The following is a 12,973-nucleotide window of genomic DNA, read 5'->3' on the forward strand; positions in this document are numbered from 1 at the left end:
AATGTCACTCATACTGACACACATATATGTCTCTAAAGGTGACACCCATGAGCCTTGAACTAAGCCATGTCGTCAATGGAGAAGGCTTCATCATCGCCGATGCGCTGCTGGAAGAGCTGCACATCACTAAACGCGAGTTCGCGAGTGCGATCGGCCTTAGCCACAACGCCATCATTCGTAAGGAGCGTCTCCACGCGGTTTCCACACAGCAACGTCTGCGCCAGACCATGGAAATCCTCAAGCGCATCGAACCCTGGGCCGGGTCGATCAGCAGTGCCTGGTCCTGGTATCGCACCTATCCTATCCCGGCGCTGGGTGATCTAACGCCGGAAGAGCTGGTCAGTCGCGGTCGAGCCGATGACGTGCGCGCCTATCTCTCGCATATTGCCGAGGGGGGCCATGCGTGAGCTTGCTGGGGTTAGGCTTTCACTATAAAGGGATCGTCTATCGTGGCCACAACCCCCGGTGGCATCACGCCCCTGCCTCCGGTGAAGGCGCTGCACACAGCGGCGGGCGCTGGAATCCCCCGGGCTTACCCGCGCTCTACACCAGCGAGCGTTTCGAGACGGCCTGGCTGGAGGCGCAGCAGGGCTTTCCTTTCAAAACCCAGCCACTGACGCTTTGCAGCTACGAGGTCGACTGCGGCCCGCTGCTCGACCTGTGCGAGCCGGATATACAACTCCGCGTTCATCCAGACCCGGAGCGCTGGATGAGGGAGGCCTGGCTCGAGAAAAAGCTAAAACGCCAGCCCGTGATCGCTTGGCAAATCGTCGAGCGACTGCGCCACATGGGCTTCGCCGGCATTCGCGTGCCTTCGCAGGCCACGGGGGCGACTCGCCGCGACGTCAATATCGTGTTCTGGAACTGGTCGCTGAATGCACCTACCCGCGTCAGCGTGATAGACGATGAGCGGCGCTTGCAAAGCGAGCGGGACTAGACAGCGCGTGGCGGCTTGAAAATACCCGGTCAGCTCACCCCGATATAGCGCCCCGGCTTGTGGTTGAGCGCGATGATGAGGTTCAGCGTAACCGCCCCCAGCACCGAGAATGCCACCCGGTCCAGCGGCAGCTGGGTCAGCGCGACCAGCAGGATCACGCCGTCGATACCCAGTTGCACGTAGCCCGCCCGCCAGCCGTGGCGCTGCTGCAGGTAGAGCGCAAGAATGTTGATGCCGCCAAGGCTCGTGCGGTGGCGAAAGAGCATCAGCATCCCGATCCCCATCAGCGCCCCGCCCATGAGCGCGGCATAGAGCGAGGGCACGCGCTCGAAGGCGACCCACTGCTGGGTGAGCTCGGCGAATAGCGATACCAGTCCGATCGCCACGAAGGTGCGCAGGGTGAAGCTCCACCCCATCCGCTTGATCGCAAAATAATAAAACGGCAGGTTGATCGCGAAGAACCGATGTCGGAGTTCGTCAAATGCATACGTTCTCTCACTCCTGGCTAATCCTTATAGCCATGATGATCCGGGGTATCTCGGGTTCAAATACCACGAGCACAACGAACTGGTCATGATACTGAAAACCGGAAAAAGCTTGCGCGGTCACCTTCAATGCAGCGCCACTTCAAGATAATCGATTCGCATCAAGTGCTTGCGCGGATATTCCTTTACGAAATTAAAATCTCTTTCCCTCTCCTGACTATCCGCGATAAAGCCGTCTGAAATACTCGTGGAATCCGAAACGGCTGTCCAACTGAGTGCAAAAGTCGCACTCCCCGCCTGCTTTAAGTGCATGCACTTTTCCAGGTGCACTACTTGTTTTCGTCATAATTCTATTAATTATCTGTATTTAATCTGCTTTTTAGACCATGGCAAAAAAAGTGCATTCACTTTTTCGTGTGAAGATCATGGACAAAATGGCGATGACGAAAGTGAACGTAATGGACAAGAAAGCGCTATTGAGGGACGGCACTACGGTAGACGATATGGTGCGAATATTGTCAGAGGAGGTCGTTTCCGGGCAGTGGCCGCCGGAGACACGCTTGAGCGCGAAGTCGATTGCCGACCGCTTTGGTGTATCTCGCACGCCTGTCCGAGAAGCTTTCGGTCATTTGTTTGCGATGGGACTGGTGGAACGGCGTCCCAACCGGGGTGTTGTAACTGCATGTATTTCTGAGTCCCGGTTACTCAGCATGTTCGAGGCGATGGCTGAGCTCGAGGCGTCATGCGCGAGCTTATGTGCGCAACGCATGACTCTAGAAGAGCGCCGCGCCCTAAGCATCCTGCATGAATCCTCACGTGCGCTGAGCCACAGCTACTCGCCTCACGCCTATGCCGATTTCAACGACGAGTTTCACTCGCGGCTCTACGAAGGGTCGCGCAGCGAATACTTAATCGAACTGACTCAGTCAACACGAGCCCGGTTACAGCCTTTTCGCCATACCCAGTTTCAAGTCAGCCATCGTCCGGAGCGCTCTTTCATCGAGCACGAGGCGATCGTAGAAGCCATCGTGGCGAATGATGCCCATCGGGCTGCCGAGGCCGCACGCCGACATGTCCTTTCAGTAGGCACCGTATCTCAATCCTTTGTCGAGTCGCACGCGCGACCGGATGCCCACAGGAGCCATGAATAATGATGGACCTTACTATCACTGCGCTGCATGAAGCCTACCGGGCCGGTAAATTGACGCCAGCGACTCTCATCGATCAATTACTACGCAATGCAGAGAGCGTCGAGGCCGATTCCACTTGGATTACACGCCTTACACGGGAACAGCTCGAGCCCTATCTACTGCGACTGGAAGGCGAGTCCCCCGAGACCCAGCCTCTTTATGGCATTCCGTTTGCTATCAAGGACAACATTGACCTTGCGGGGATTCCGACCACGGCCGCCTGTCCTGCCTATGCCTATACGCCCATGGAAAGCGCCTTCGTGGTGCAGCAACTAGTCCAGGCCGGCGCCATTCCGATGGGAAAGACTAATCTCGATCAGTTTGCTACCGGACTTGTAGGCGAACGCAGTCCCGAGAAATACGGCACGCCCGATAATGCGTTTGATTCCGCTTATATCCCAGGCGGCTCCAGCAGTGGTTCGGCCGTCGCCACGGCGAGTGGGCAGGTGAGCTTTGCCTTGGGCACTGATACGGCCGGTTCCGGACGCGTTCCGGCCAGCTTCAATAATCTGTTTGGCTTGAAGCCGACGCTTGGCCTGCTCAGTAAGCGTGGCGTAGTACCCGCCTGTGCCACGTTGGACACTATCAGTCTTTTTACCCTGACCGCTGATGACGCTCACACCATCCTCAACATCACGGCTCGCCTTGATCCAGAATGCGCTTGGTCTCGTTCATATGATTTCAACATTGCCGGCAAACGTTATGGCCAGCCGCCAGGTTCATTTCGGTTCGGTGTACCGCCCAAATCCCAGTGGCAAACCGATTTATCGCATACCGAGGCAATGAACATTGCAATTCATGAGCTGGAATCTCTTGGCGGCGAGCGTATAGAAATTGACTGCTCCCCGATGTTGGCAGCGGCCAGCCTACTCTATGAAGGGCCTTGGATTGCTGAGCGCTATCACGCCGTGCGCGAGCTGATCGACAGGAGGCCTGAGGCGTTGCACCCCGTCACCCGAGAAATTATTGAAGGTGGCCGCATGCCGCTGGCAGTCGATTTTTTTGATGCTCACTATAAGCTCGTCAAACTCAAACATCTAGCGGATGCACAGCTCGCCCAGGTCGACGTGATGTTAACGCCGACTGTAGTTACTCATCCGACCAAGATCGAGGTGGCCAACGACCCCATCGGCCTCAACTCTCAGTTGGGCCACTGGACTAACTTTATGAACCTGCTGGACTACAGCGCTCTGGCAGTCCCCGTGTGCCTAGCTGACGGTCGACCCCAAGGTGTCACGCTGTTTAGCATGGCGTTTGATGACCTACTTCTGCTCAGCGTAGGTCGAGCACTCGAATCATCACGCACGCTGCCGCTGGGTGCGACCAATATCCCCCGTAGTCACCCTAAGCTCTTGCCACCAGCTAGTGATGGCATGTTGGAGCTTGTCGTCTGCGGTGCGCACCTCATGGGGCTGCCTCTCAATCACCAACTGACCGATCGACGTGGCTACCTGCTATCGCGGACCCAAAGCTCTGCCAGCTATCGCTTGCTTGCGCTAACTGGCGAGCCGGCGCGTCCGGCCATGGTGCGCGACGACGCCCACGGCCGCGCCATCGACGTTGAGGTCTGGCGTCTTCCCATTGAGAGCGTAGGCAGCCTGCTCTCTGGCATCGCCTCCCCTCTGGGGCTCGGCAAGGTCGAGCTGGCCGACGGGCGCTGGGTAAGCGGCTTCATCGCCGCGGCCGGTGCTTTGGAAGGGCTTACTGACACCCAAGACATCACGCATCACGGCGGCTGGCGACAGTGGTTGCAGACCCAAGCTAGCGATTCTCCCATGCCCGCTTCCGATACAACGCTTTCCCCTTAACCTCGAACAGGAGTGTTTCCATGACCCGACAGATTGCCATGGACGCCAGCCCCTACCATTGGCCCTTTGATAGCAAGGTGCCTCTAGATCGCATAGCTCTGATTGTCATCGATATGCAGACCGATTTTTGTGGCCCGGGCGGCTACGTCGATCGTATGGGCTATGACCTTTCATTGACCCGCGCACCGGTCGAACCATTACAGCGCGTGCTTGCTGCCCTGCGCAAATATCCTGAGACCATGATCATTCATACCCGTGAAGGTCATCGCCCAGAACTGGTTGACCTGCCCGCAAACAAGCTCTGGCGCAGTGAGCAGATTGGCGCCGCCATCGGTAAGCCAGGCCCATGTGGCCGCGTGTTAACTCGTGGCGAGCCTGGTTGGGAAATCATTCCCGAACTGGCCCCTGTCGACGGTGAAATCATCATTGACAAGCCTGGAAAGGGCTCGTTTTACGCCACCGATCTCGAGCATGTGCTGCGCACCTGCGGCCGCACTCACCTGATCATCGCGGGTATCACTACCGACGTGTGTGTCCATACCACCATGCGTGAAGCCAATGATCGAGGCTTTGAGTGCCTGATGCTGACCGACTGTACCGGCGCAACCGATGAGCGTCACAAAGAGGCGGCGATCAGCATGATCAACATGCAGGGCGGCATCTTCGGGGCTACGGCACCGTCGTCAAAACTTCTGGCGGCACTGGGCGAAGATTGATCAAGTGCGATCAGTGCTTATCACGATAAATGCAACAGAGGGTAATGACATGAATCCATCCACGCATTCCCACAACCCACCGGCTTCTGGCGATGAGTTCGAACACGAACCGGTCCCCGTTCATCGTCGCCACTCACTGCTTTCAGTGACGCTGGTGTGGATCGGCTTTCCGCTCGTGGTGACTGGTGGCTTCTTGGGTAGCCAGTTGACCAACGCTCTGGGCTTCTCTACGGCGCTGATCACCATCGTGATCGGCAACCTGATCCTGTTTGGCTACGTCGGGGCTCAGAGCGCCGTGGCGGCGCGAACCGGGCGTTCATTCTCGCTGCTCTCCCGTGGCGTCTTCGGTCCCAACGCAGCCCGATTAGTTTCAGGTTTCCTGTCCACGTTGGTAGTGGGTTGGTTTGCAGTGCAGACCGGTTTGGCAGGTCAAGGCCTTCACGATATGTTGGGCTGGTCATCAACACTTTCTAGCTTGGTGACCGGCATACTATTCACAGCCATGACCATGATGGGAGTGCGTGCGCTCAGCGTCATTGGGGCCATTTCCGTGCCCTTCTTCATCCTCATGGGTATTGCGGCGGTAGCCATTACCCTTAATCAGCATGACTGGGCAAACATCACTAGCTTCGCGGGAAGTCCTGATGCCAGCGCTCTGAGTATTGGCATCGGCATCACCATGGTAATTTCACTGTTCATCGATTCCGGTACGCTAACGGCGGACTTTACCCGCTGGGCCAAGAATCCGCGTCATGCGCTGATTGCAACGGCTAGCGCCTTCCCACTCGCTAACGGTATCTCAATGATATTAGGCGCCATTGTAACCGCCGCAGGTACTGCCAACGACGGCAACTTTGCTGCCGTGGTGGCAGGACAGGCTGGCTGGCTAGTGCCAATTGCCGCGGCCTTCTTCGTAGTGAACTGCGCCTCTGTCACCATGCATTGCCTTTACAACGCTGCGACTGGCTGGAGCGAAATCACCGGTCGTCGCTTCAGAATGATGACCCTCCTCTTTGGGGCCATCGGCACGGTTGCTGCTGCAGCAGGCGTCTGGGATCTGCTGATCGAGTGGTTGAGCCTTTTAGGTATCGTGGTGCCCGGCATTGGCGGCGTCATCATTGCTCACTTCTGGCGTAACGGCTTGACACTCGAACCAAACCCGCGTGCCGCAATGGGCGGCTGGGGATTCGCCATTTTAGTAGCCACCGCCACCAACGTCTGGGCCGCCCAGCTTTCGGTTGCCGTGGTCGCCATGGTAGTAGGTTTCGCGGCCCATTGGCTGCTGGACGCTGTGAGTACTTCACGCATGGCAACCTCAAAGCCTGACACCGGCTTATGAATACCCCGTTCATCGCTCACTGATTCCAACTGTTTATTCATTGAGGAGGTAATGCCATGAAAGAGCTCTGGAAACTGGATGCAGTCGCGCGTATTGACCTGATTCGCAGCCGGAAGGTATCAGTACGCGAAATGACCCAAGCGAGCCTGGAGCGCATTGAAGCTTTGGACAGTACGCTACATGCTTTTTGCACTCTAACTAGTGAACAGGCACTGGCTGATGCCGAGCGCATCGATAGAACGCTGGCCCACGGCGAAGACGCCGGTCCTCTCGCCGGTATCCCCGTTGCGGTGAAAGATTTGGTTGCGACCCGCGGCGTACGTACCACGGGGGGCTCAACCGCCTACCGCGACTTTGTGCCCGATGAAGATGATGTAATTGTTGAACGCCTCAAGGCTGCCGGAGCCATTGTAGTTGGCAAGACTAACGTCCCTGAGTTTGGCTATAGCGGGGTGGGCCACAACCCCATCTTCGAGACCACCCGTAACCCCTGGGATCCGGAGCTCACGCCAGGCGGCTCTAGCGCGGGCTCCGGCGCAAGCGTCGCCACCGGCATGACCCCGATGGCAGTGGGCAGTGATGGCGGCGGCTCAGTCCGTATCCCGGCCGCCCATTGTGGACTATTTGGCATGAAGGCCTCAACGGGCCGGGTACCGCTCTACCCGGGCTGTCGTGACGAGCGTTATCCGGGCCTGTCGAGCTGGGAGACGCTAGAGCATATCGGTCCCATGACCCGCAGCGTACGTGACAGTGCTCTAATGCTGTCGGTCATGGCCGGGCCCGATCCCCGTGATCGCCATTCGATCCCTAACGACATCGACTGGCTGGGCGCTATCAAGCAGCGCTTTCATGGCAAACGTATCGCCTTCAGCGAGGACTTTGGTTACGTCGCTGTCAACCCCGAAGTCCGGCAACTGGCACGTCGTGCACTACAGGTATTTGAGCAGGATCTAGGCTGCCAGATAGAACACGTTACTCCGGACTGGCAGGATCCCTTCAATAGCTTCTGGGGGCTGGTCGCGGGAGATAGTGACTTAGAAGGCATGCGGAGCATGTTGGCCCAGCATGGCACTGAAATGTCGCCGCACTTGGTCGACTTTCTCAACCGCCCATGGCGCGCCGAGGATATTACTGCGGCGAATCGTGAACGCAAGGCACTTTGCAATCGCATGTGGCGCATGATGCAAGGTTTCGATCTGCTTATCACGCCAACGCTAACAGTACCGCCCTTCCCGATTCATATGCAGGGGCCAGAGAAGGTCGAAGGACGTATGGTACCGCCTACCCAATGGTTGTCGTTCACCTTCCCCTTCAACATGACCGGCCAACCTGCGGCGTCCGTTCCTTCCGGCTGGACGTCAGGCGGTCTACCGGTAGGCTTGCAGCTGGTAGGGAAGCATCTTGACGACACCAGCGTACTCGCCGCTGCCGCGGCATACGAGCTGGCATCTCCTTGGGCTTCGAAATGGCCATCCATGTGTGATGCCAAAGAACAACAGATGGAGTTTTGATATGAGCGGACTTGGAGGTCTCAATAAGTCACGCAACGGTGTCGTCATAGGCATGGTTCAATTGCAGCTACCTCTTGTCGAAACGTTGGACGATCTAGCCATTCAGACACGTAAGGTCTGTGACATGGTCGACAAGGCACGCCGGCAGAATGCTGGTATGGATCTAGTAGTGTTTCCTGAGTATTCGCTGCATGGGCTGTCCATGGATACACGAGACGAGTTGATGTGTCGGGTAGATGGGCCAGAGGTTGAACAATTTCGCGACGCCTGTCGGCAGCATGCTATCTGGGGCTGCTTCTCCATCATGGAGTACAACCCCGAGGGTAACCCCTACAACACGGGGCTGATAATCGATGATCAAGGTGAAATCCGTCTCAACTACCGCAAGCTCCACCCGTGGGTCCCGGTCGAACCTTGGGAACCCGGAAATCGCGGCGTCCCCGTCTGCGACGGCCCCAACGGCTCCAAACTGGCACTGATCATCTGCCACGACGGCATGTTCCCAGAGATGGCCCGTGAGTGCGCTTACAAGGGCGCCCACGTGGCGCTTCGCACCGCCGGTTACACTGCTCCTATTCGACATGCTTGGCGCATTACCAACCAAGCTAACGCTTTTTGCAACTTGATGGCTACTGCCAACGTCTGCTTAGCCGGTTCAGATGGGACGTTCAATTCGATGGGAGAAGGCTCGATTATTAACTTCGATGGTATTCCCTTGGCCGAAGGCAATGGACTAATAGATGAAATCATTACTGCTGAAATTCGTCCAGATCTCATTGATGAGGCGCGTCATGGCTGGGGAGTAGAGAACAATATCTATCAGCTTGGTCATCGCGGCTATGTCGCCGTCGTAGACGGGGCTCAGGACTGCCCTTATACCTACATGCAGGACTTGGTAGCAGGCAGTTACCGCTTGCCTTGGGAAGAACAAGTGAAAGTAGTCGACGGTACTTCGTGCGGATTTGCGCCGCCAAATCGCACCTTTGCAGGCAATAACTCGGCCTCCAAGCAGCGAGAAAAATGATGATAAGCGTCAACGCAAAACCGCATATTTTTGGCTTCGACCCAATCAGCACGGCCTTGGTCATTATCGATATGCAGCGCGACTTTCTCGAACCGGGAGGCTTTGGCGCAGCACTAGGCAATGATGTGTCACCCCTGCAGGGGATAGTTCCCAACGTGGAAAACCTGCTGACATTGGGGAGGGCAGAAAATATGTTAGTAGTGCACACCCGCGAGTCACATTTGCCGGATTTGTCTGACTGCCCACACACCAAGCGTATCCATGGTAAACCAGGACTGTGTATTGGTGAACCAGGGCCAATGGGACGTATCCTGGTTCGTGGTGAGCCCGGCAATCAAATCATTCCACAATTGGCTCCGCAGGCTAGCGAGTGGGTGATTGATAAGCCGGGTAAGGGTATGTTCTACGCTACTGGATTGGACGAAAAGCTTGCGGCTCGGAACATCACCCATATTATATTTGCTGGCGTTACCACCGAAGTGTGTGTTCAAACAAGCATGCGAGAAGCCAATGACCGGGGTTACGCTTGTTTGTTAATTGAAGACGCAACGGAGAGTTACTTCCCTTCTTTTAAACAAGCGACGTTAGATATGATTGTGGCTCAGAGCGGCATAGTTGGATGCACGACACCGCTTGCAGCGTTTCAGGCCGCCTTTTGCGAAGACAATAATCATAAGGTGAACAAGCATGACTGAGACTACTGCCATCAATCTACCTCAAGTCGTGGCCGAAGTCATTGCGGCGTTTGAAGAGTACGAGCGTGCTCTAGTGGACAATGAATTGTCCACGCTGGATGCATATTTCTGGGAAGCACCACATACCGTACGCTATGGTGTAGCTGAGAATCTCTACGGTGCTGACGCTATTGCTGTCTATCGAAGAAGCTGCCGTCCCGTCGGCCACGGTCGTCGATTACACAATACTGTTATCACTACTTTCGGTAAAGATTATGCAACTGTGAGTACCGAATTCGAGGATGGAGAAACACCTCGAATTGGCCGCCAGATGCAAACATGGGTGCGTTTTCCAAACGGCTGGAAGGTCGTTAGTGCACATGTGAGCATCGATCTCTCGACGTTGGAATACTAGAGTTGAATGCGACAGGGCCAAGGAGAGGGGAGATCGGCATGTTAGGTGGTGCCAAGCCCCAGCAATTCCATTAACTTCACCGTGACACTAACGCCTTCGGTGACCGGCAGGCCAAGTTCTGCATCAGCCGCTCGGTAGTACCCGCCATGCCGCAGCATTCCAGCACGCCGATGCCGTCGCGACCGTCAAACACCTGCAGCAGGATGGCCTGAAAGTGGTCATGCTGACAGGTAATAATCGATATAGCGCCGCGGCAATTTGCCCGCAAAGCAGTTATTGCAACGTTCGAAGCTAGCCTGAGACCAGAGGATAAGCACTCCGATGTTGAGCGTTTAAAGCAGGTAGGCGAAATTATGGGTATGGTAGGCGATGGCATCAACGACGCCTCGGCGCTGGCCCAGGCGGATGTCGGCCTTGCCATCGCCGCCGGCGCGCTTTACCCACTGACCGGCATGCTGCTCTCACCGATCATCGCCGGGGCCGCGATGGCGCTCTCCTCCGTGACCGTCGTCGGCAACGCCAGTCGGTTACGCCGCTTCACCCCCACCGCCAGGGAGCCGTCATGAGCGTATTGGTGAATCTAACCGGCGTTTTGCTGATCGCCCTGATCGCCTGGTGGTTTTGGATGAGTTGAAGACGCATGGCCTCACTTGACCCTCCCTGTATCAAGGGAATGGACCATATGCTGCCAGAATGCCTCAACTGCCTTACTAACCTCGGGAAAACGTCTAGCAACCAAGCCAAAGTATCGATAAACGTGAGGTGACAAAGGGTAATGGCGAAGACCGCTTGTCTGCTTTGGTAGAACGGACTCGGGCACTATGGCAACCCCCATGCCTTCTCTGACCAGCGCGCAGGCGCTTGCCCAATCTTGTAACTCTACGCGGATATCGGCGAATTGGTGCCCGGCCTCTTCAGCCAGACGCACACCATTGATATGACAGCCGCCCGTTGCATGAATATAGGGCTGCGGCGTTAACGATGCGAAGTCGATTCCGAGCTCGCTTGATCGGCGCGCCATCGGATGTGCGTTAGGGACCAGCACTACCCAGGCATCGCTACCCAGCATGAGTGCATGTCGATCAGCAGACGGATTTAGCGTGACGCCCAGATCAATCGTGCCACTCTCCAGCCAAGCATCCACTTCACTATCACTTCCCTCCAGGAGAGTGATGTCGATCCCAGGGTAACGTTGGCGAAATCTCGCCAAGTGACTGACTAAACGCGTCGTAATGATGGAGGGGAAGCAGCCGATCCGCACGCTTGCCCCCTCCAATCCTTGGCGATCATCCGCAAGAGTACGGATGGCATTGAAGCTCTCCAACATGTCCTGCGCATGCTTGAGGATCTGCTCACCCAATGCAGTCGGCGTCACATCCTGACGATTACGAGTGAACAGTTTGCCACCGAGTGTTTTTTCGAGCTGAGCCAGCGCCTGACTGGCTCCTGACTGCGTCATACCTACACGCTCGGCCGCATTGGAAATATTGCCTGTTCTATCAATGGCGATCACTAAACGCCAGTGAGATAAGTTCATCATGCCATTAGCTCAACTAATACCTCATTAATGAGATATTAATTTAACAGCCACGAGCACCTTCAGCACACTTGCCAATACGCTAGTTAGATAATTTTACCGCCATTCAGGAATTGACATGAAACTGTACTACGCCCCAGATGCTTGTTCACTGGCCTCGCATATCATGTGCCGTGAACTAGAAACTAACGTTGAACTCGTGCGTGTCGACAATGTCACCAAGTTGACTGAGGATCAGCGCAACTTCTGGTTGATCAATCCCAAGGGATATGTCGCAGCCCTAGAACTTGACGATGGCACAGTGCTCACTGAAGCGCCGGTCATACTAACGTATCTCGTCGATACGGCCGCTCTTCAACGCTCGACGGCTCCTCACCTGACACGCTATCGCCTCCAGGAGTGGCTTGCTTTTATCAACAGCGAACTACATGCAGGGCTGGCACCTCTGTTCAACGCCGATTTACCTGAGGCTGCCCAACGGATGTTTCGGGATAAAACCGCGCGTCGAATCGACTACCTTGAAAGCGTTCTGGAGCAAAGAGAGTACTTGATGGGAGATACGTTTAGCTCTGCCGATGCCTATCTTTTCACGGTTTTACGCTGGTGCAGTCGCTTTCACATCGAGCTGGTTCAATGGCCATCGCTTCTTCGTTACATGAAGCAAATCGCTGAGAGACCAGCGGTGAAGACCGCGCTGGCCATTGAAGCCGCCTAAATCAACTCACCCCGATATAGCGCCCCGGCTTGTGGTTGAGCGCGATGATGAGGTTCAGCGTAACCGCCCCCAGCACCGAGAATGCCACCCGGTCCAGCGGCAGCTGGGTCAGCGCGACCAGCAGGATCACCCCGTCGATGCCCAGTTGCACGTAGCCCGCCCGCCAGCCGTGGCGCTGCTGCAGGTAGAGCGCAAGAATATTGATGCCGCCAAGGCTCGTGCGGTGGCGAAAGAGCATCAGCATCCCGATGCCCATCAGCGCCCCGCCCATGAGCGCGGCATAGAGCGAGGGCACGCGCTCGAAGGCGACCCACTGCTGGGTCAGCTCGGCGAACAGCGATACCAGTCCGATCGCCACGAAGGTGCGCAGGGTGAAGCTCCACCCCATCCGCTTGATCGCAAGATAATAAAACGGCAGATTGATCGCGAAGAACCAGGCACCGAAGCCCCAGCCGCTCATGTAGTTGAGCAAAAGCGCCAGCCCCGCGGTACTGCCGGTCAGCAGCACGGCCTGGGTGTAGAAGGTGACGCCCAGCGCCACGAAAAACGTGCCCAGCAGCATCGCCATGACGTCTTCATAGGGTTTGTGCGGGTCGCTGGGAAGATCCTCCACGCGCATGGG

Annotated in this window: 15 protein-coding genes and 1 pseudogene; 12 read left to right on the forward strand and 4 right to left on the reverse strand. The window is 56.4% G+C overall.

From position 1 onward, the window contains the following. The first annotated feature begins 47 nt into the window (after nt 1–47). The gene (locus tag ACWHVV_RS15985) at nt 48–407 is read left to right on the forward strand and encodes an XRE family transcriptional regulator (RefSeq protein WP_447927101.1); all 360 of its coding nucleotides are present in this window, start codon (nt 48–50) and stop codon (nt 405–407) included. Beyond that, nucleotides 404–937: an RES family NAD+ phosphorylase gene (locus tag ACWHVV_RS15990; RefSeq protein WP_447927102.1), complete on the forward strand. Its 534-nt coding sequence runs from the start codon at nt 404–406 to the stop codon at nt 935–937. Before ACWHVV_RS15985 ends, ACWHVV_RS15990 begins: the two co-directional genes overlap by 4 nt. A 29-nt stretch (nt 938–966) precedes the next feature. Here the strand turns inward: ACWHVV_RS15990 and ACWHVV_RS15995 are convergent. Continuing rightward, nucleotides 967–1,398: pseudogene (locus ACWHVV_RS15995) on the reverse strand (YitT family protein); the annotation flags it as partial. A 150-nt stretch (nt 1,399–1,548) separates the two neighbouring features. Further along, complete coding sequence (locus tag ACWHVV_RS16000; protein WP_447927103.1) at nt 1,549–1,734, reverse strand: hypothetical protein; 186 nt, start codon at nt 1,732–1,734, stop codon at nt 1,549–1,551. A 74-nt stretch (nt 1,735–1,808) separates the two neighbouring features. On the opposite strand from ACWHVV_RS16000, the gene ACWHVV_RS16005 reads away from it, so the two are divergent. The 9 genes from ACWHVV_RS16005 (at nt 1,809) to ACWHVV_RS16045 (ending at nt 10,665) form a co-directional block, all read left to right on the forward strand. Then, a complete protein-coding gene (locus tag ACWHVV_RS16005) occupies nt 1,809–2,573 on the forward strand; it encodes a GntR family transcriptional regulator (RefSeq protein ID WP_447927104.1) in 765 nt (254 codons plus the stop codon). Continuing rightward, nucleotides 2,573–4,420 carry an allophanate hydrolase gene (gene atzF / locus ACWHVV_RS16010; RefSeq protein WP_447927105.1) on the forward strand — a complete coding sequence of 616 codons (1,848 nt, stop codon included), beginning with the start codon at nt 2,573–2,575 and terminating at the stop codon, nt 4,418–4,420. Before ACWHVV_RS16005 ends, atzF begins: the two co-directional genes overlap by 1 nt. Nucleotides 4,421–4,440: 20 nt before the next feature. Further along, a complete protein-coding gene (gene biuH / locus ACWHVV_RS16015) occupies nt 4,441–5,136 on the forward strand; it encodes a biuret amidohydrolase (protein WP_447927106.1) in 696 nt (231 codons plus the stop codon). A gap of 49 nt (nt 5,137–5,185) precedes the next feature. Next, nucleotides 5,186–6,475, forward strand: coding sequence for a purine-cytosine permease family protein (locus ACWHVV_RS16020; RefSeq protein WP_447927107.1), 1,290 nt, complete (start codon nt 5,186–5,188; stop codon nt 6,473–6,475). 56 nt (nt 6,476–6,531) lie between these two features. Beyond that, entirely contained in the window at nt 6,532–7,986 is a 1,455-nt protein-coding gene (locus tag ACWHVV_RS16025; RefSeq protein WP_447927108.1) for an amidase, read from the forward strand. A gap of 1 nt (nt 7,987) precedes the next feature. Continuing rightward, entirely contained in the window at nt 7,988–9,010 is a 1,023-nt protein-coding gene (locus ACWHVV_RS16030; protein WP_447927109.1) for a formamidase, read from the forward strand. Further along, complete coding sequence (locus ACWHVV_RS16035; protein WP_447927110.1) at nt 9,007–9,705, forward strand: cysteine hydrolase family protein; 699 nt, start codon at nt 9,007–9,009, stop codon at nt 9,703–9,705. The genes ACWHVV_RS16030 and ACWHVV_RS16035 overlap by 4 nt, the downstream gene beginning before the upstream one ends. Next, entirely contained in the window at nt 9,698–10,099 is a 402-nt protein-coding gene (gene hpxZ, locus ACWHVV_RS16040) for an oxalurate catabolism protein HpxZ (RefSeq protein ID WP_447927111.1), read from the forward strand. The genes ACWHVV_RS16035 and hpxZ overlap by 8 nt, the downstream gene beginning before the upstream one ends. Nucleotides 10,100–10,452: 353 nt before the next feature. Beyond that, nucleotides 10,453–10,665 (forward strand): hypothetical protein, encoded by a 213-nt coding sequence (locus ACWHVV_RS16045; protein WP_447927112.1) that lies wholly within the window; start codon nt 10,453–10,455, stop codon nt 10,663–10,665. 80 nt (nt 10,666–10,745) lie between these two features. Here ACWHVV_RS16045 and ACWHVV_RS16050 read toward each other — a convergent pair whose 3' ends face one another. Continuing rightward, on the reverse strand, nt 10,746–11,639 hold the full coding sequence (locus ACWHVV_RS16050) for a LysR family transcriptional regulator (RefSeq protein ID WP_447927113.1): 894 nt from the start codon (nt 11,637–11,639) through the stop codon (nt 10,746–10,748). 115 nt (nt 11,640–11,754) lie between these two features. On the opposite strand from ACWHVV_RS16050, the gene gstA reads away from it, so the two are divergent. After that, nucleotides 11,755–12,351 carry a glutathione transferase GstA gene (gene gstA / locus ACWHVV_RS16055; protein ID WP_447927114.1) on the forward strand — a complete coding sequence of 199 codons (597 nt, stop codon included), beginning with the start codon at nt 11,755–11,757 and terminating at the stop codon, nt 12,349–12,351. A gap of 1 nt (nt 12,352) precedes the next feature. On the opposite strand, the gene ACWHVV_RS16060 is transcribed toward gstA, so the two are convergent. Further along, nucleotides 12,353–12,970 carry a YitT family protein gene (locus ACWHVV_RS16060; RefSeq protein WP_447530015.1) on the reverse strand — a complete coding sequence of 206 codons (618 nt, stop codon included), beginning with the start codon at nt 12,968–12,970 and terminating at the stop codon, nt 12,353–12,355. Nucleotides 12,971–12,973 lie beyond the last annotated feature (3 nt).

Source organism: Vreelandella sp. EE27 (assembly GCF_968206495.1).